General features: G+C 68.6%; 18 protein-coding genes. 9 read left to right on the top strand and 9 right to left on the bottom strand.

The features are described 5' to 3' along the window. Positions 1 to 83: 83 nt before the first annotated feature. Positions 84 to 620 carry a CGNR zinc finger domain-containing protein gene (locus EV653_RS23160; protein ID WP_134105798.1) on the top strand — a complete coding sequence of 179 codons (537 nt, stop codon included), beginning with the start codon at positions 84 to 86 and terminating at the stop codon, positions 618 to 620. Here the strand turns inward: EV653_RS23160 and EV653_RS23155 are convergent. The 3 genes from EV653_RS23155 to EV653_RS23145 all read right to left on the bottom strand — a co-directional run bounded on the left by EV653_RS23155 (position 564) and on the right by EV653_RS23145 (position 3,343). After that, positions 564 to 1,214, bottom strand: coding sequence for a GNAT family N-acetyltransferase (locus EV653_RS23155; RefSeq protein ID WP_134105797.1), 651 nt, complete (start codon positions 1,212 to 1,214; stop codon positions 564 to 566). The genes EV653_RS23160 and EV653_RS23155 overlap by 57 nt on opposite strands. A 36-nt stretch (positions 1,215 to 1,250) precedes the next feature. Continuing rightward, positions 1,251 to 2,396: an ROK family transcriptional regulator gene (locus EV653_RS23150; protein WP_134105796.1), complete on the bottom strand. Its 1,146-nt coding sequence runs from the start codon at positions 2,394 to 2,396 to the stop codon at positions 1,251 to 1,253. 248 nt (positions 2,397 to 2,644) lie between these two features. Beyond that, positions 2,645 to 3,343 (bottom strand): GAF and ANTAR domain-containing protein, encoded by a 699-nt coding sequence (locus EV653_RS23145; protein ID WP_238159983.1) that lies wholly within the window; start codon positions 3,341 to 3,343, stop codon positions 2,645 to 2,647. Between the two features lie 283 nt (positions 3,344 to 3,626). Here EV653_RS23145 and nhaA point away from each other — a divergent pair, with 283 nt between their 5' ends. The 3 genes from nhaA (at position 3,627) to EV653_RS23130 (ending at position 6,988) form a co-directional block, all read left to right on the top strand. Further along, entirely contained in the window at positions 3,627 to 5,513 is a 1,887-nt protein-coding gene (nhaA, locus tag EV653_RS23140; RefSeq protein ID WP_202871792.1) for a Na+/H+ antiporter NhaA, read from the top strand. A gap of 65 nt (positions 5,514 to 5,578) precedes the next feature. Beyond that, on the top strand, positions 5,579 to 6,025 hold the full coding sequence (locus tag EV653_RS23135; protein ID WP_134105794.1) for a rhodanese-like domain-containing protein: 447 nt from the start codon (positions 5,579 to 5,581) through the stop codon (positions 6,023 to 6,025). Between the two features lie 114 nt (positions 6,026 to 6,139). Then, positions 6,140 to 6,988 carry an SAM-dependent methyltransferase gene (locus tag EV653_RS23130; protein ID WP_166679522.1) on the top strand — a complete coding sequence of 283 codons (849 nt, stop codon included), beginning with the start codon at positions 6,140 to 6,142 and terminating at the stop codon, positions 6,986 to 6,988. A 64-nt stretch (positions 6,989 to 7,052) separates the two neighbouring features. Here EV653_RS23130 and EV653_RS23125 read toward each other — a convergent pair whose 3' ends face one another. Genes EV653_RS23125 through EV653_RS23115 form a run of 3 tightly spaced genes read right to left on the bottom strand, consistent with a single transcriptional unit; the run spans position 7,053 to position 9,226 of the window. Then, entirely contained in the window at positions 7,053 to 7,556 is a 504-nt protein-coding gene (locus EV653_RS23125) for a tetratricopeptide repeat protein (RefSeq protein WP_238159981.1), read from the bottom strand. Between the two features lie 7 nt (positions 7,557 to 7,563). Then, on the bottom strand, positions 7,564 to 7,923 hold the full coding sequence (locus EV653_RS23120) for a DUF1622 domain-containing protein (RefSeq protein ID WP_202871791.1): 360 nt from the start codon (positions 7,921 to 7,923) through the stop codon (positions 7,564 to 7,566). A gap of 16 nt (positions 7,924 to 7,939) precedes the next feature. After that, complete coding sequence (locus tag EV653_RS23115) at positions 7,940 to 9,226, bottom strand: FAD-binding oxidoreductase (protein ID WP_134105792.1); 1,287 nt, start codon at positions 9,224 to 9,226, stop codon at positions 7,940 to 7,942. Between the two features lie 95 nt (positions 9,227 to 9,321). On the opposite strand from EV653_RS23115, the gene pdxR reads away from it, so the two are divergent. Further along, positions 9,322 to 10,719, top strand: a complete 1,398-nt coding sequence (gene pdxR / locus EV653_RS23110; protein ID WP_238159979.1) for a MocR-like pyridoxine biosynthesis transcription factor PdxR — start codon at positions 9,322 to 9,324, stop codon at positions 10,717 to 10,719. A 55-nt stretch (positions 10,720 to 10,774) separates the two neighbouring features. Next, on the top strand, positions 10,775 to 11,509 hold the full coding sequence (locus tag EV653_RS23105; RefSeq protein WP_134105790.1) for a GNAT family N-acetyltransferase: 735 nt from the start codon (positions 10,775 to 10,777) through the stop codon (positions 11,507 to 11,509). Here EV653_RS23105 and EV653_RS23100 read toward each other — a convergent pair. Beyond that, complete coding sequence (locus EV653_RS23100) at positions 11,499 to 12,449, bottom strand: MBL fold metallo-hydrolase (protein ID WP_238159976.1); 951 nt, start codon at positions 12,447 to 12,449, stop codon at positions 11,499 to 11,501. The genes EV653_RS23105 and EV653_RS23100 overlap by 11 nt on opposite strands. Positions 12,450 to 12,685: 236 nt before the next feature. On the opposite strand from EV653_RS23100, the gene EV653_RS23095 reads away from it, so the two are divergent. Together EV653_RS23095 and EV653_RS23090 are read left to right on the top strand one after the other, a co-directional pair. Beyond that, a complete protein-coding gene (locus EV653_RS23095; protein WP_134105789.1) occupies positions 12,686 to 13,561 on the top strand; it encodes a LysR family transcriptional regulator in 876 nt (291 codons plus the stop codon). Next, positions 13,558 to 14,430: a serine hydrolase gene (locus tag EV653_RS23090; protein WP_134105788.1), complete on the top strand. Its 873-nt coding sequence runs from the start codon at positions 13,558 to 13,560 to the stop codon at positions 14,428 to 14,430. The genes EV653_RS23095 and EV653_RS23090 overlap by 4 nt, the downstream gene beginning before the upstream one ends. Here the strand turns inward: EV653_RS23090 and EV653_RS23085 are convergent. Then, on the bottom strand, positions 14,427 to 14,813 hold the full coding sequence (locus tag EV653_RS23085) for a RidA family protein (protein WP_134105787.1): 387 nt from the start codon (positions 14,811 to 14,813) through the stop codon (positions 14,427 to 14,429). The two genes, EV653_RS23090 and EV653_RS23085, sit on opposite strands and share 4 nt — an antisense overlap. Positions 14,814 to 14,873: 60 nt before the next feature. On the opposite strand from EV653_RS23085, the gene EV653_RS23080 reads away from it, so the two are divergent. Further along, complete coding sequence (locus EV653_RS23080) at positions 14,874 to 16,736, top strand: DUF6807 family protein (protein WP_238159975.1); 1,863 nt, start codon at positions 14,874 to 14,876, stop codon at positions 16,734 to 16,736. On the opposite strand, the gene EV653_RS23075 is transcribed toward EV653_RS23080, so the two are convergent. After that, positions 16,669 to 17,484, bottom strand: a complete 816-nt coding sequence (locus tag EV653_RS23075; RefSeq protein ID WP_134105785.1) for a thiazole synthase — start codon at positions 17,482 to 17,484, stop codon at positions 16,669 to 16,671. The genes EV653_RS23080 and EV653_RS23075 overlap by 68 nt on opposite strands. Position 17,485 lies beyond the last annotated feature (1 nt).

Here is a 17,485-nt window from a genome sequence, read left to right as displayed (position 1 = left end):
TGTCTACGACCCTGGTATGACCGGCCTCCTCCACATGAACGAACTTTCCCCGATGACCGAACTTTCCGGGGGATACTGGACGGGTGGAGGCCACCGATCACCTGAAGGCGTCGTTGTCCGCGGCGATCGCGCTGGCGAACACCTTCGGATCCGACCCGCGCCAGGGCCGTCCGGCGACGACTCCCGACGCCGAAGCGGTCAGTGCCGCGCTCCGGCTGACGACGAACCGCGTGCCGGAGATCGACGTCGCCGACTACGCGGCCGGCGCCAAGATCTTGTACGACGCTTTGCGCCGCCTGCCGGATGTCGACGGCGCCGCCGACCTGGTGAACGGGTTGCTCCGCGAGACCAAGGCAGCACCCCAACTCGTCCGCCGCGACGGAGCGCCGTGGCACCTGCACTTCGGCAGCCCGGACGAGGCCGCCGGCTGGCTGGCCGAACTCGCTACCGCGGTGGCGATGCTCCTCGGCAGCGACGAGGTCGAGCGCCTGCGTCGCTGCGAGGCCACTCGTTGTGAAGACGTATTCCTCGACTCGACGCGCAACCGCACGCAGCGGTTCTGCTCAACGGCCTGTCAGAACCGCACCAAGGTCGCCGCGCACCGCGCGCGCGTCTCCTGACGCCGTCACCATGGTTGCCTCGGGCAACCAGCCGAGCTTGTGGTAGAGGTGGAACCCGTCGGTGGTCGCCATCAGCAAACCGGTGCTCGCACCGCGCTCGAGCGCCCGCCGGCTCAACGCCCCCATGACGATGCTGCCGAGGCCGCGCCGCCGGTACGCCGGTTCGGTCTGGATGTCATGCATCACCGCATCGTCGCCCACGATCGCCACCATGCCGTGGGCCGCGACCGTGCCGTCGATCAGCACCCGCGCGTACTCCAGCGAACCGACCGACTCGAACTCCGCGGTCGCCAAGGGGTGTTCGCGCAGGTCGATCGACATCAGCGTCTTCTGCTCCTCGAACGGCCGCGCCCCGGCAGCCGCGAGTCGACGTGCAATCCCGTTACCGTCTTGCGTGGTAACTGTCAGCCAGGTGTCGGCGGTGAGCTCCCGGACGAGCCGATCCACGGTCTCCGGGTCGTCGCTGCGCGCGAACAGTTCCCGCTCGCGGCCGGGCAGGCGCAGTACGGCGGCATAGGCGTCGGCGTACTCGATCACCGGCTCCAGCCCGCGGCACAGTCGCCAGCCCTCCACCCATCGCCTCACGAGGTCCATGACGGTGAGTGTAACTGTTTATCTTGGATTAGTCAGTTACGTCGTTCCGAGGACGAAGGTCTGGATCGCGACGACCGCGGCGCCGCGGGCCCACTCGCTGAAGTCGGCGGGCTGCAGGACCATCGGCAGCTCCGCGGCCGACGGGTGCCGATCGGCGTGCAGGCCGGCCAGTAGGTCGTCGTGGGCGACCTCGGCCAGCCGGACGCCCTCACCGCCGAGGACGACGAGTTCGGGCATGGTGAAGTTCGCCGCGGCCGCGATCAGCTTGCCGAGAGCGCGGCCGGCGCGGCCGATCACCTCGCGCGCGGCGGGATCACCCTTCGCGGCGAGATCGAGCGCCTCGTCGTACCCGACCGGTCGGCCGATCGCCGTACCGACCTGGTCGGTGATGGCGCCGACGGTCAGCAGGCTCAGCGCGCAGCCGCGGTGACCGCGGTCGCAGCGCGGACCGTCCGGGAGGAGCGGGTGATGACCGATCAGGCCGATGGTGACGTCGGGGCTGTCGACGACCTGGTTGTGGACGACGAGCCCGTACCCGACGCCGGCGCCGATCGTGACCAGGACGAAGCGGTCGGAGTTGCGGCCGGCGCCGAACCAGTGCGTGGCCTCGGTCAGCGAGGTCAGGTCGTTCGCGACCACGATCGGGACGCTGGTGTGCGCCGCGAGGATCTCGCCGAACGGCACGTCGACCCAGTTGAGGTACGGACCCCAACGGACCTCGGATCCGTCGGCGACGCGACCGCCGATCGAGACCCCGAGCCCGGTGATCGCAGTACCGCCCGGAACCTGGACCGCCAGCTCGTCCAGGATCTCGAGAACGAGGTCGGCCACCGCGGACGGGGTGGGATCGGTGAGCGGACGCTCGACGCTCGCGATCACGTCAGCGCGCAGAGTCGTGAGTACGCCGATCGCTGAGTCGCCGGTGAGCTTGATGCCGACGAAATGGTGCGCGTTCGCGTCGAGATCGAGCGGTTGCGACGGGCGGCCGACCCTGGCGTCGGTCGGACCGCCTTCGACCTCGACGAGCAGGCCCGACTCGACCATCGGCTTCGTCAGGCGCGTCAGGCTGCCGGGGGACAGGCCGACGCGACGGGAGAGCTCGGCGCGCGACAACGGCCCGTCCAGCAGGATCTCCAACGCCACCTGCCGTGACGGGCCGGACAACGGCTGCCAGGCACCCACTGCGTCAGGGTAACCGGCGCATCAGCCGGACGAGTCGATGGCGCTAGGGGTGAGGACGCCGGGACGTGACCCGGTCCGCGGTTCTGGCCGCACAAATCCCGGCGTCAAGCTCACCCAATGACAGACAGATGTCCACACCACTCGGATCGAGTGAACACCGTGCGGGCGGAGTACCCAACTCTCATCGAAGTATGCAACGGATTTCACCCCGTGGAGCCTGGACAACGGTGTCAGATTGTGCCCGCCCGTCAGCGCGGGAGCTTCCGGGTGTCGATCAGGTGCTGGGCGACGTCGCGGAGCTTGGTGTTGGTGTCCTGCGAGTACCGCTTGAGGATCGCGAACGCCCGATCGTCGTCCACGTCGAAGCGCTCCATCAGGATGCCCATCGCCTGACCGACCAGTTTCCGCGCGTCGACGGCCTGCGCCATCGTCTCCTCGTGCCGCGCGGACGCCACCGCGACCGACGCGTGCCGCGCGAGGATGTGCGCGATCGCCTCGTCGTCCTCGGTGAACGCGTCCGGGAGCGGGCTGTACAACCCCAGTACGCCGACGGTCTGTCGCGTTGCGTCACCCGTCGCGAGCGGTACGTCGAGAACGCTGCGCACTCCCAGCGCCGACACCTTCGCCGCCCACTCGGGCCAACGGTCGTCGGTATCGGTGTCGCGGATCAGGATCGTCGTACGCTCGCGGAGCGCGGTGACCAGCGGACCGTTGTCGGTGTCGATCTGCAGCTGGTAGACATCCGCGACCACCGGGTCGGTGACCGCGGCGACTTCCGGCCGCGAACCACGCGTGTACAGGGTCACGCCTGCGTACGTGCAGTTAAGAGCCTGTAACGCAAACTGCACAACAGCGTCGATGGTCTCCTCGACACCAGGCGCATCATGCAACTCGATCGCCAGCCGGGCAAACGTATCCGCCGACGTAGCGAGGTCAGGCTCTGTCACAGGGGCTCCAGGGCATGGTCGTGCAATAGGCACGGTAATCATGCAGCCCCCAGCCACCAGAGCGTTAGCCACTCCACCGAAACGAGACCATGCCGGAAATCCGAGCAGATTGTTGTATACCCTGCGGTGCGCGGAGAAGCCCCTCGCGGTGATACGCAGAAGCCCTCCGCAGTACTGCGGGAAGCCCTCGCGGTACTGCGGGCAAGACCCCCGCGTAGCACCGCGATGGGTTCTACTCACCTGCTCGGCTCGTTTGCTGGTGGGGCTGGTTACAGTTTGGCGTGTGGCGGACTTGACTGGTCTGTTGAGTGGGCGGACCAACTGGCGGCGGGAGGTTGCCGCGCCGATGCGGTCCTTTCTTCGGACCGAGGCGGGGAGTTCTGGGGTACTCGCGGCAGCGATCGTCCTCGCGTTGCTGTGGGCGAACCTGTTCCCGGGTATGTACGACGACCTCTGGCGCACCCATCTCTCGATCGGGCTCGGGGACAACGTACTGAGTTTGGATCTCCGGGAGTGGATCAACAGCGGTCTGATGACGCTGTTCTTCCTGGTGGTCGGGCTGGAGGCGCGTCGCGAGTTCGATCTCGGTGATCTCCGCGACCGGACCCGGTTCATCCTGCCGATGCTGGCCGGGATCGCCGGCATGGTCGCGCCCGTGCTGATCTATCTCGCCTTCAACGCCGGCGGACCGGGCTCGCACGGTTGGGGTGTCGCGATGTCCACCGACACCGCGCTCGCGCTCGGCCTGCTCGCGCTCGTCGGTCGCGGCGTACCGGACCGTGTGCGGGTGTTCCTGCTGACCGTCTTCGTCGTCGACGACCTGCTCGCACTCGTCGTCATCGCGGTCGTCTACAGCGAGGACATCCAGCTGATGCCGCTCGTGCTGGCGATCATCGCGTTCGCCGTCGTGCTCACCCTCTCGCTGTTCCACGTCCGCAAAACCTGGCTGTACGCCGTGCTCGGCGTGCTCATGTGGGCCGCCCTGCTCAAGTCCGGTGTCGACCCGGTCGTAGCAGGACTGGCGATCGGCCTGACCGCGCCGGCGTACTCACCCGGAAGAGAAGAGCTCGAGCAGGCCACCGGCCTGTTCCGCCTGTTCCGCGAGCAACCGACGCCGGAGCTCGCACGCTCCGCGACCGTCGGCCTGACCACGACGATCTCGCCGAACGAGCGCCTGCAGTACCTCTACCACCCCTGGACCAGCTACCTGATCGTCCCGCTCTTCGGCCTCGCGAACGCCGGCGTGACGATCGACATGGCGTTCCTCGGGCGGGCGTTCACCTCGCCGATCACGCTCGGCATCCTGCTCGGGTACGTAGTCGGCAAACCGGTCGCCGTGACGTCGGTGTCCTGGCTGCTGGAGCGTCTCAGCGCCGGCCGGATCCGGGCGGGCGTCGGCTGGGCCGCGGTGCTCGGCAGCGGAACGATCGCCGGGATCGGGTTCACCGTCTCCTTGCTGATCGCAACGATCGCGTTCGACGGACCGCAGCTCGCCGAGGCGAAGGTCGGTCTGCTGTCGGCGGTCGTGATCGCGTCGGCGCTCACCTGGGTGGTGTTCCGCGCGGCCAAGCTGCTCTCCCCGCCCAAGAAGGCGTTCGCCCTGCTCGGCAACGCGGAGCAGCTGCAAGACCTGAGCGACCCGGTCGATCCGGAGCGTGACCACATCCGCGGTCCGAAGAACGCGTCGGTGACGCTGGTCGAGTACGGCGACTTCGAATGCCCGTACTGCGGCCGGGCCGAGCCGATCGTCCGCGACATCATGCAGGACGACGACCTCCGATTCGTCTGGCGGCACCTCCCGCTGTCCGACGTACACCCCAGAGCCCAGATCGCCGCCGAGGTGTCGGAGGCGGCGGCCGCGCAAGGCGCGTTCTGGGAAATGCACGACCTGCTGCTCGCGAACCAGGACAAGCTGCAGCCGGCCGACCTGATCCGGTACGCCGAGCAGCTCGGCCTCGACGCGGACAAGCTGCACGACGACGTGAAGCGGCACGTGGCCGCGGCCCGGGTCGCGCAGGATGTCGAGTCCGCCGACACCAGCGGGGTCTCCGGTACGCCGACGTTCTTCGTGAACGGTCAGCGGCACTACGGCGCGTACGACGTGGAGTCGTTGAAGGCGGCAATCAAGGTGGCCCGCGCGCGGGCCAAGATCACCGAACATCATGGCTGAATTTTGACGCACTAGGGCATTTCTGCCACTGTTCGCGGCACTGCCGGATGGCTGACCCTGACTGCATGACCAACATGACCCAACAGATCGACCAGGCCGCCGTCGCACACTTCGCGGAGCGGCTGGCTTATGAGACAGACGTGTCGGATGTTGCCTCGGACATCGGTGGCGGGGTGACGGGCTGGGTGCTGATCGACAGCCGCAGTCAGGAGAGCTGGGACCAGGGCCACGTACCCGGTGCGGTCCACCTGCCGACGAGGGAGATCGCGGCTCGCGCGGCGTCCGTCGTACCGGAAGGTGTGGCTGTCGTGACGTATTGCTGGGGGCCGGGTTGCAACGGCGCGACCCGGGCTGCGCTGGAGTTCGCGAAACTGGGATATCCGGTCAAGGAGATGATCGGCGGCTTCGAGTACTGGACCCGCGAAGGGCTGCCGGTCGAGACCGCCGAAGGCATCGATCGCCGGCTACCGGATCCGCTCACCGCGCCACGCGGAGTTGCGTGCGCGTGCTGAAAGCCCTGTAAATCTTGAGGTTTTACACAGATCGAACTCGCCGTGGTGAAACGCTGACTCTCTGTACGTTACCCTCGTATCGGGTGCGAAGACGCCTCGACGCGAGGAGAGAGTGTGACCGATCAGCCGGTGAATGACGGTGGGCTGGTCGCGCACGGGATCGACACCACGCGTCCGAGCGTGGCGCGGGTGTACGACTACGCCCTCGGCGGCAAGGACAACTACGAGTCCGACCGCGCGCTGTACCGGCAGATCATGAAGATCGCGCCGGAGACACCCGTCTGGGCCCGGGCGAACCGGGCCTGGCTCCGCGAGGTGATCACCTGGCTGGCCGACGAGGCCGGCGTACGGCGGTTCATCGACGCGGGCTCCGGCCTGCCGACCGCGGAGAACACCCACCAGATCGCCCAGAAGGTCAGCGCCGACGCCTCGGTGATCTACATCGACAACGACCCGTCCGTGGTCGCCCACGGACGGGCCCTACTGCTCGACAACGACCGGACGCACTTCACCGCCGCGGATCTGACCAGACCCGACGAGGTGCTGGCAGACCCGGGGATCAGGGACCTGCTGGCCGGCGGCGAGCCGGTCGCGCTGGTGATGGCGCTCATGCTGCACCACATCGCCGACTACGAGCAGACGCGGGAGATCGTCCACAAGTACGTCGACGCGCTGCCGCCGGGGTCGTATCTGGCGATCACGCATGCGTGCAACCCGGGCGACGGCGGCCCGGTCGACCTGCTGGTGACCGAGCTGCTCGAGAACGTCAAGGACGCGTTCCCGACCCTGGCGTTCCGCTCGGTCGCGCAGATCTCGTCGCTGTTCGGCGACCTGGAGATCCTCGAGCCGGGCGTCGTCCCGCTGGGCGAGTGGCACGTGCCCGGCGGTCGGGTCGAGGAGGAGCACCCGCCCGACATCCGCGACGCCATCTACGGCGCGGTCGGCCGCAAGGCCTCGAGCTAACCCCGGAACCGGCCCGGGAGCAGCCCGGAGCAGGCCGAGAGCCAGCCCGGAGCTGGCGCGAGAGCTAGCCCAGGTTGGCCAGGTAGTCCGCGTTCCCGCGGATCGCGGCCTCGTAGCGCTTGATCTCGGCCGAGTCGACCTTGTCGGCGATCACCAGCAGCAGCGTGGCCAGCGCCTTGTCGTTCTTCCCGGCAGCGTGCAGCGTCAGCGCCTTGAAGACCCTGAGCGAGTCCGATTCCGGGTACTCCGCGCACGCGTCCTTGAACACCGCCAGCGACTCGTCGAACCGCCCGAGGTTGCGCAGCGTGCTGCCGTACTGCAGCAGGCACTTGCGGCGCGTCTCCCCGGTCAGCCCCGGCAGGGCGCGCTCGTAGTACCCGACCGCTTTCTCCTCCAGGCCGGCCGTGTCGTACGACCCGCCGACCTCGTAGAGCACGTGCGGGTTGTCCGGATGCTCGCTCAGCAGCTTCTCGAAGAAGGCGATCGTCGGGCCCATGTTCGCCCGGTCCCGCTTCGAGAACCCTTCCTCGATCGTCGCCGCCAGCTCCGGCGTGAGTTCAGTCGTCACATCTCCATCATGCCGCGTCCGATTGGTCACCACGTCGCTGCTGCCACGGCCACGACCCGGAGATCTCCACTTCGAGCGCGAAACTGAGCACCACCCGGATCACCACGATGAGGCCGAGCACCAGCACGCTCTCGAGGGAGGTCTCCACGATGATCGTGCGGATGATGTCGCCGACGATCAGGATCTCCAGGCCGAGCAGTATCACCCGGCCCAGATCGACCCGCAGCTGGTTGTAACTCCCGGCGCCCTTGCGGATCACGTCGTACGCGTACCGGATCAGGACGGCGGCGAGGCCGACGGCCATGATGACCACGCCGGAGCCCTCGATCACCCGGGCCACACCGGCGAAGACAGACTCGAAGTCCACCCTCCAGAGGTACCAGTCAGGCGGCGCTCTCCGCACCCGCCTCGCCGGGGCAGATGTTCTGGTTGAGGTGGAAGACGTTCGCCGGGTCGTACGCCGTCTTCAGCGCCACCAGCCGCTCGAGCTTCGCCGGCGGGAACGCGCGCTGGATCGGGTCGCCGTTCAGCGTGTTCACGTACGCCCCGCTCGCGTACGGCGCCAGCGTCGCGGCGTACTCGCGCAGCCGAGCGATCCGGGCTTGATCCTCGTCCGCGTCCTCCCACCGAGTGGCAGTGACGAACTCGAACAGCGTCTCCCGATGACTGAACGCCGCATCCCCATCCGGTACGTCGGCGATCGCGCCGCCGTACGCCTGCAAGCTCGCGGACGGACCCGGCGTCCGCAGCAACGCGCGGATCGCGTCGTCGGGCAGCGACTTGAAGTAGTGGCCCTTCCAGTAGCGCCGGTACCGGTGACCCTGAATGCTGTCGTCGCGGGTCTGCAGCTTGAGGTACGTCGTCTCCTCGACAACCTCGCCGACCACCGGCCCGAGTGCGCGGAGCGCCGGCAGCAGGCTGTACCCGCCCTCGCCGACCCACACGTACCCGACCGTCACCGAGTCCGGCTTGATGCTTGCAGTGAACGTCGCCTCGCGCGGCGCCTGCTCGTTCAGGTCACGCCAACCGCGCAGCACGTGGAAGCCTGCCGACGCCGGGTAGGTCAGCTCGACGATCAGCGCCCGCGTCCCGATCTCGTGGAGCTGGAACTCGAACCGTGTGACGATCCCGAAGTTGCCGCCACCGCCGCGCAGGCCCCAGAACAGCTCGGGATTCTCGTCCGCAGTCGCCCGGACCACCGAACCGTCCGCAGTAACGACCTCGTAGGACACGACGTTGTCGCAGGCCAGGCCGAACCGCCGGGCCAGCCACCCCATCCCGCCGCCGAGCGTCAGCCCGCCGACGCCGGTGTGCGAGACGTTGCCCGCGGTCGTCGCCAGTCCGTACTCCTGCGCCGCCTTGTCCAGCTCGCCGAGCAACGCGCCGCCCTGCACCCAGGCCCGCTTCTGCGAGGGGTCCACATGTACTGCGTTCATCGGCGTCAGGTCGATCATCAGCCCACCATCGGGGACGGACAGGCCGGCGATGTTGTGACCGCCGCAGCGGACCGCGATCTCCAGCCCGGCCGCCCGGCCGAACCGCACTGCCTCGACGACGTCCGCGGTGCTCGAGCACCGGGCGATCGCGGCCGGACGGCGGTCGATCATCGCGTTCCAGACGGTCCGGGCCTCGTCGTAGCCGGCGTCGCCGGTGCGCAGCATCGTGGTCATCGCTCTCAACTCCCTGTCGTTCGTCTGTCGTTCTGGTCTGTCCACAACCCTGACAGCGAAGCGGTACTTCGATAAGGTCCAGTTCTGTGAGCCGAATGAGGACCAGTTCCGGGACCGGAGAACTCCTGGTCGAGCTGCAGCGCGACAACGGCGTACCGCTGCATCAGCAGTTGGAGAGCGGGATCCGGACGCGGATCCGGGCCGGTCTGCTGCGGCCGGACACGGTGATGCCGTCCACCCGCGCGCTCGCGCAGGACCTGGGGCTGTCCCGCGGCGTGGTCGTCGAGGCCTATCAGCAACTCGTCGCCGAGGGGTACCTGGTCAGCCGGGGTGGCGGGTACACGCAGGTTGCGGACATCGCCGTGGTCGAGCCGACGGCTGCGCTGAGGTCCGCGAGCGGTCCTCCACGGATCGACTTCCGCTACAGCCGGCCGGACGTCTCGCAGTTCCCCCGCGCCGCTTGGCTCCGATCGATACGCCGGGTGCTGAACGAGACGCCGTACCGCAGCCTCGCGTACCTCGACGGTCGCGGCACGGTCGAGCTGCGTACTTCGCTCGCCGACTACCTCAATCGAGTCCGCGGTACCGCGGCGCGCCCGGAGAACATGCTGGTCTGCAACGGGTTCGCGCAAGGATCACGGCTGCTGCTGCAGGTGCTGGCGGCGCAGGGGTACAAGCGACTGGCTGTCGAGGACCCGTCCGACAACGACCTGCGTGAGGTCGCCGCGGCGGCGGGGCTCGAGACAATCGGCGTACCGGTCCTCGAATCGGGGGTCGATGTCGAGGCGCTCGAGAGGTCCGGTGCCGATGTGGTGCTGGTGACGGCTGCCCATCAATTCCCGACCGGTGCGGTGACCTCGGCCGAGACGCGGGCGGCGCTGGTGGCATGGGCGACCCGGCGCGACGGGCTGGTGATCGAGGACGACTACGACGCGGAGTACCGCTACGATCGCGAGCCGATCGGCGCGATGCAGGGGCTGGCGCCGGAGCGCGTGGCGTACGCCGGAACGGCGAGCAAGACGCTTGCGCCCGGGCTGCGGCTGGGCTGGCTGATCCTGCCGGCCTGGCTGGTCGAGCCGATGGCGCAGGCGAAGCTGATGGACGACCGCGGGTCGCCGGTGTTCGATCAGCTGGCCTTCGCGGACTTCGTGGCGCGGGGTGAGTTCGACCGGCACCTGCGGCGGATGCGGCCGCGGTACCGGCTGTTGCGGGACACGCTCGTCGACGAACTTGCGGCGCGGATCCCGGAGCTCGAGCCGGTCGGGGTCTCGGCCGGTCTGCACGTGATGACGTTCCTGCCGCCCGACCTCACCGAGGACGCGGTGCGGGCGGCGGCGCTGGAGCGCGGGCTCGGCGTATACGGGTTGGCGCCGTACTGGGTGGGCGGATCGGGGCCGGCCGGGCTGGTCTTCGGGTACGGCTCGCTCGCCCAGAAAGAAGTTGTCGAGGGCATCGAACTGCTCGCGGACACGATCGCGGCGGTGCGCGGATGATGAATAAATATCCAGTTGGTTGCAATTCGATCCGGGCGGTTCTACTCTTGGTGGAGTGATCGCCGAAGCTCGCATGGACTCGCTCATGAACCAGGCCTGGCCCGCCGCCGACAACACCGAGCTGGACGGCTGGCTGGTCCGCCGCAACGCAGGCGTCACCCTGCGAGCCAATTCGGTGCTGCCCGCCAACGCGCCGTTCGATGTCCACAGAGCCTTGGATTACGTCGAAAACCTGTATCGCGCGCATGACATCACGCCGTCGTTCCAGATCAGCCCGGCGGTCCAGCCGAGCGACCTCGACGTCCACCTCGAAGCCCGTGGGTATGCGGTGCGCAACCCCACGCTGGTGCAGTGCGCGGCGCTCCCCGACGTACTCGCGAAGCTGCCCGTCACGGCGGACGAGGTGAATATTTCCACGTCCCCGTCCGCCGCCTGGATGGACTGCTGGTGGAGCGTCGACGGCCGCGGCGGCGCGGCCAGCCGGACCACCGCCGAGCAGATCCTTGCCCGCGGCAAGGCTCTCTACGCGAGCATCCCCGACGGTGAACAGGTGAAGGCGATCGGCCGGCTGGCTCTCGTCGACGACACCGCCGGTCTCTACTGCCTGGCCGTCGACGAACGCTTCCGGCGCCAGGGCCTTGCCTCCGCCGTCATCCGCGGTTTGTTGCAGGCGGCAACAGCCAGATGGGTCTGGCTGAGCGTGCTGGAAGACAACATCCCCGCCCGCACCCTCTACGACAACCTCGGCTTCCGGACCGTCTCGCGGTACCACTACCGCGTCAAAGCGTGACCTTCTGCAGGTGATCGAGGACGACGAACTCGGCGCCGGTTCGCTCCACCGACTGGCGAAGCGGGGCCAGGTCGGTCCAGGGGATGCCGGGGTCGTCGAGCGGCTTGTCGAAGTCGTCCCAATGGGTCGCGATCACCTTGCGGACCGGCTTGACGGTCTGCAGCAGGCGGTCTGTGATTCCCGGTTCGCCGCCGGGGGCCGCGAAGACCACGTCGACCTGCAGATCGCGCAACGCGTTCGGGTCGAAGTTCGCCGTACTCAGGCTGAGGATGCGCAGGCCGCCGATCGTGATCACGAACGCGAGCGTGCCGCCCTCGACCAGGTCCTCGATCACGCGCGGACGCTGCGGTACGTCGTACCGGTAGCCCGGGTACGCGTACGTGTGCCGCTTGCCGCTGCAGGAGTGCAGCGACGGGAACACCTCGATCGAGAAGCCGTCGAACGGCAGGTACTCGCCGCCGCGGACAGGTGAGAGCAACTCGTTCGGCGTCCGCATCGCACGCAGCAGGTTGGCGTGCGTCTCGGTGCACAGCACGGTCGCCTGCGTCTTCTCCGCGACATACGGCACGTCGGCCATGTGGTCGTAGTGCCCGTGATGGACCAGGATCGCGTCGGCCGTGGTCAGGTGCTTGTCGATCACCTCGGGCTTGATCACCAGCTTCGTCTTCGGGTCCGCACCTTCCGGCGTGAACGTCCCGGTCTTGAACCGGGTCAGCCACGGATCGGTCAGTACGACGCTCTTGCCGCACCTGAGCTGCCACGCGTGTGTCCCGAACCAGGTCAGTTCCACCGGCTCACGCTTGCCTGCCGGCCCCGTCGGCACTGTCGGCGCCGTCGCTGCCTCACTCCGGCCTTCGAGCCCGACCACACCGGCCGCCCCGACCGCAGCTGCTCCAACCGCCGCCGCGCCGGTCAGCATCCCTCTCCGACTTACCTTCACGCTGTCTCCTCTGGTCGTCCTGGACCGTCAGTCAAGGCGAGCGCAGCAGCGGGTGTCGAATATGCTCTCAGGCATGAGGCGATTGTCTGGAGATATCACCGCAGGTCAGTCCGGTCATGGGGCCTCCCGGCCTGGACTGAGGAGCGGAGGGAGCGAAGCGACCGGAGCGACGAGGGAAGGCCGGGAGTTTCAGCCCCATGACCCGCCGCGACGGAGTCGCGGCAATTAGTACAGTCATGCTGACTGAGAGGCATCTGCAGATTTTCATCGCGCTCGCCGAGGAGCAGCACTTCGGCGACGCGGCCCGGGTCGTCGGCATCACCCAGCCGCCGCTGTCCCAGGGCCTGCGTCGCCTCGAGGCTCTCGTCGGCGCCAAGCTGTTCGAGCGCGGGGCCGGACGGGTCGAGCTGACTCCTGCCGGAGCCGCGCTCCTGCCGTATGCACGCCGAGCGCTGACCTCGATCGAGGAGCTGCACCAGGCCGCGGTCGACCGCGATCCCGAGGGGCCGGAGATCCGGCTCGGTCTGGCGCCCGAGGTCCCACCCTCAGCCGGTGCTGCCGTGGCCGCCGCGTCCGGCGCGGTGATCCCGGGTAGCCGGGTCACAGTCGTCACCGCCTCGACGAGCTCACTGATCAACCAGGTCAACACGGGCCGGCTGACGCTGGCCGCCGTACTGCATCCCGTAGTACTGGATGGTCTGGAGGCCGGCCCGGTCTCGCTGCTTCCGACCTGGGTGCTCGCGCCGGCCGGGTTCGTGGACGACGAGGTCGTCGGGTTGCGGCAGCTCAAAGGGTTGCCGGTAGCGATCCGCCCGCGGACGGAGGCTCCGGCGGCCCGCGACCTCTTCCTGGACACGCTCGCCTTGCATCGACCCACCGGCGGCACGGTCGTCGTCACCGATGAGCGAGCCGGGCTGGCGATGGCCGCGGCGGGCCAGGCGATCGTGGTGACCGCCGACCCCGCCTTGACCGCGCCCGGTGTGACCCGCCACAGACTGGCCGACGATCCGCTGCCGTTGCGGCTGAGACTCGTGTGGTCGAGGACGCGTACGCCGTTCCTCCGGCCGAACGACGTGATGGCGCAACTGACGGAAGCATTGGTGGCATCGTGAACGCCCGCATCCGCGCGGTCTTCGAGGACGCCGGCGTACGCGGCTGGCTGCACGCGGTCGCGCTCGACGAGCCCGAGTCGACGGTCGAGGTTGACGCGGACGGCATCGTGCCGCTCGCCTCGGTGTACAAGCTTCCGTTGCTGGCCGGCTTCTGCCGGCTCGTCGATCTCGGCGAGATCGATCCGCGGCAGCAGCTCACGCTCGACCCGTCCACGAAGACCAGCGGACCCACCGGATTGTCCACCTTCGCGGATCCGGTCACGGCATCGCTGCGAGACCTCGCGCTCTCGATGATGACGCTGTCCGACAACGCGTCCGCGGATGCGCTCCTGGATGTCGTCAGGCTCCAGCGGTTGGCCGAGCTGCTCAAGTCCTTCGGTCTGCAAAGGACCTGGGTACGCCGCGGTACCGCGGGCAATCTGCGTGATCTGCAACGCCGTACCCGAAAGAACGATCCGGATGCGGCCCTCGCCGTACTGGCCGACAACGATCAGACCGATCCTGCTGGGGTTTACGAAGCGGCGAACGCGTCGGCGGCCAGCGCCCGCGACATGACGCTGTTGCTGCGGCGGCTGTGGGCAGGGGAGTTGCTGTCGCCGGAGCAGACCGAGTTCGTCAAGGCGACGATGCATCGGCAGGTGTTCCTGCACCGGTTGGCCTCCGGCTTCCCGCACGACGGCGTACGCGTCGCAGGGAAGACGGGGACGTTCGGGGCGTTGCGGCACGAGGTCGGCGTGGTCACACTGCCGGGCGGTACGGCGTACGCGATCGCGGTCTTCACGCTCGCCGCGCGGGGCGACATCCGCCAGCCACGCGTGGACGCCGCGATCGGCGAGGCGGCCCGCCTGGCCGTCGATCTGCTGCGTTAGACGATCGCGAAGGCTTCGATCTCGAGGAGGACGTCGGGGTTGAACAAAGCGGCCACCTGTACGGCGGAGGCGGCCGGTTTGGTGCCGGGGATGTACCTGTCGCGCACTGCGCGGATCGCCGGCATGTGCGCCATGTCGGTGACGAAGATCGTCATCTTCGCGATGTCCTCGAAGGTCGCGCCGGCGCCGGCCAGACAGCGCTCCAGGTTCGCGAACACCTGCTCGGCCTGGGCGCCGGGATCACCGACGCCGACGAGCTTCCCGTCGGGGTCCAGGGCGACCTGTCCGGCGATCGCCACCCACTGCCCGTGACCGGTCACGACATGGCTGTAACCGTTGCCTGGGGCAACTCCAACTGCGCGCGGATACTCCAGCTTGCTCATGCACCAGATATACCCCGGCAAGGGTTGAGAAACCGGTTTCCGTCAGGAGAGGATACGAGGGTGGGCCGGACACCGAAGGACTCGATCACGATCGCAGACGTCGCGCGGCTGGCGGAGGTGTCGCGGGCCACCGTGTCCCGGGTGATGAACGGCCGGCTCAGTGTCGCACCCGAGATCGTCGCCCGGGTACGCGCGGCCGCGGACCAGCTGAACTACCGGCCCAGCGACCTGGCCCGCAGCCTGTCCCTCGGCCGGACGAACATGGTCGCGCTGGTGGTCCCCGATCTGGGCAACCCGCTGTTCCAGCAGATCCTTCGCGGCATCACGAACGCGTCCGCCGCGGCCGGGTACCGGGTGCTGGTCGCCGAGACCGACGAGGACCCGGCCGCCGAGGCCGCGATCGCGATCGAGGCGCGGCGGCGGTGCGACGCGCTGATCATGGTCTCGCCGCGGTTGGACGAGGAGGCGCTGCTCGAACTGTTGCCACAGGTGCAGCCGGTCGTCCTCGTCAACAGGCAAGGCCCGGCGGATGTCTCGTCGGTGGTGGTCGACTACGGCCGCGCCGTCCGGATCGTCGTCGATCATCTGGTCGGGCTGGGGCATCGGCGGCTGGCGTTCCTGGCGGGGCCGGCGGCGAGTGCGTCGAACACGCTTCGGCTGCGGGCTCTCGAGGTCGCCGAGCGGGAGATCCCGGGGCTGGACCTTGTCCGGCTCGAGTGTGGGCGGTCGATCGAGGACGGGTACGCCGCGGTTGAGCGGGTCCTCGAGTCGCACGTGACCGCGGTGGTCGCGTTCAACGACCTGGTCGCATTCGGTTTGCTGGCCAGGCTCAACGAGGTCGGTGTCGCCGTACCGGCTGATCTTTCCGTGACCGGGATGGATGACATCGGGCTGGCGCGGTTCGCCGTACCGTCGCTGACGACGGTTCGCGTGCCGCAGAAGGACCTCGGGGAGCTGGCGTGGCGGCGGTTGCACGCGTCGATCGCTGCACCGAACGGCGACGCGGACGACGTACCTGAGCTACGGCTGGCGGTGCGTGCGAGCACCGGGCCGGTGCCGCAGCAGCCGCGGTTGCGTGGCGGTACTGCGCGTGGCCGGCTCGCGTGGCAGCAGCAGGGCGACATCTTCGCGTTCGGGAGCGATTCCGGGATGCTGGCGCGGTATGAGTTCGGGCGGAGAATGCCGCAAGTGCACGCGCCGCGGCCGTACCTGCACCCGGTCCGTACGCTCGGCGGCCACCCGTTGACCGAGGTCAGCCCGGTCGATCACCGGCATCACTACGGCGTCTCGCTCGCCGTACCGGTCGTCAACGGCACGTCGCACTGGGGCGGCCGGACGTACGTCCGCGGCCAGGGCCCGACCCTGCTGACCAACCACGGCCAGCAACGCAGCCGCGGGGTGACGGCCACCGAGCACGAGCTGATCGACGACATCACCTGGTACGACGAACAAGGCCGACCGCAGCTGGTCGAACGCCGTCGTCTCGCCGGAGAGCTCGCTGCCGGCGGCTGGCGACTCGACTGGCAGAGCGTCCTGACCGCGCGCTACGGATCGGTGCAGCTCGAGAACCCGACCACGGCCGGTCGAGAAGGCGCCGCGTACGGCGGTATCTTCTGGCGACTGCCTGTGGCCGAGACGACGCTGCTCTCAGCTGATGGTGAAGGCCTCGACGCGGCGTTCGGTTCGACGAGTCCGTGGCTGGCCTTCGTCCAGGGCGACGTGACTGTGTTGCTGATGCAGCCCGATGACGTACGGCGGTGGTTCCTTCGCACCGACTCGTACGTCGGTGCGTGCCCAGCGCTCGCCTGGGACAGTCCACTCACGCTGCAACCCAACCAGGAGGTGGCGCTGTCGCTCACCGCGCTCCTGCTGGATCGACCGGTGGACCTGGCCGAGGCTGAGTCGTTGGCAGACCAGTTGTAGGCGACGACGCCAGCGCGGATTGCCAACGGCGAGGGACCCGGCCGGCGAGGCGTGCGGCTCGTCCCGCGGAGACGGCGTCACGCATCGCGGCGGCCATCAGGGCAGGCTTCTCCGCACGGGTGACCGGGGTCGCGAGCATAACCGCGTCGCATCCGAGCTCCATCGCGAGTGCGGCGTCGCTCGCCGTACCGATCCCGGCGTCGACGATGACCGGCACCTCGGCCGCCTCCGCGATCAGCGCGATGTTGTGCGGGTTGCGGATCCCGAGCGCCGAACCGATCGGCGCGGCCAACGGCATGACGGCCGCACAGCCGGCCTGCTCGAGCCGGCGCGCGAGGATCGGGTCGTCGTTCGTGTACGGCAGCACGGTGAAACCGTCCGCCACCAAGGCTTCCACGGCATCGAGCAGCTCGAACGGGTCGGGCAGCAGCAGGTGATCGTCGGCGACGACCTCGACCTTGATCAGGTTGGTCTCCAGCGCCTCCCGCGCCAGCTTCGCGGTCAGCACAGCCTCGGCGGCGGTGTGACAGCCGGCCGTGTTCGGCAGTACGTCGATGCTGTGCTTCTTGAGCACGTCGAGCACCGAGCCCTCGTGCCCCGTGCCGAGGCGGCGCATCGCGACCGTGGTCAACTGGGTGCCGGAGGCAATCAATGCCTCCTCCATCACTTCCAGGTTGGCCGAACCGCCGGTCCCCATGATCAGTCGGGACGTGTACGTCCGCCCGCCGAGCTCCAGTGGGTCATCCATG

Source organism: Kribbella pratensis, assembly GCF_004365355.1.
In the GTDB taxonomy this organism is placed as follows: Bacteria; Actinomycetota; Actinomycetes; order Propionibacteriales; family Kribbellaceae; genus Kribbella.
Note: the sequence above shows the minus strand (reverse complement) of the source record. Positions and strands in the feature narration are given on the sequence as shown.

What these genes read in the sequence shown, in the direction of transcription:
- EV653_RS23155 (WP_134105797.1), bottom strand. Translation starts at nt 1,214, where the DNA reads ATGGACCTCGTGAGGCGATGGGTGGAGGGCTGGCGACTGTGCCGCGGG.
- EV653_RS23135 (WP_134105794.1), top strand. Translation starts at nt 5,579, where the DNA reads ATGACCAACATGACCCAACAGATCGACCAGGCCGCCGTCGCACACTTC.
- EV653_RS23115 (WP_134105792.1), bottom strand. Translation starts at nt 9,226, where the DNA reads ATGACCACGATGCTGCGCACCGGCGACGCCGGCTACGACGAGGCCCGG.
- pdxR (WP_238159979.1), top strand. Translation starts at nt 9,322, where the DNA reads ATGAGGACCAGTTCCGGGACCGGAGAACTCCTGGTCGAGCTGCAGCGC.
- EV653_RS23095 (WP_134105789.1), top strand. Translation starts at nt 12,686, where the DNA reads ATGCTGACTGAGAGGCATCTGCAGATTTTCATCGCGCTCGCCGAGGAG.
- EV653_RS23085 (WP_134105787.1), bottom strand. Translation starts at nt 14,813, where the DNA reads ATGAGCAAGCTGGAGTATCCGCGCGCAGTTGGAGTTGCCCCAGGCAAC.
- EV653_RS23075 (WP_134105785.1), bottom strand. Translation starts at nt 17,484, where the DNA reads ATGGATGACCCACTGGAGCTCGGCGGGCGGACGTACACGTCCCGACTG.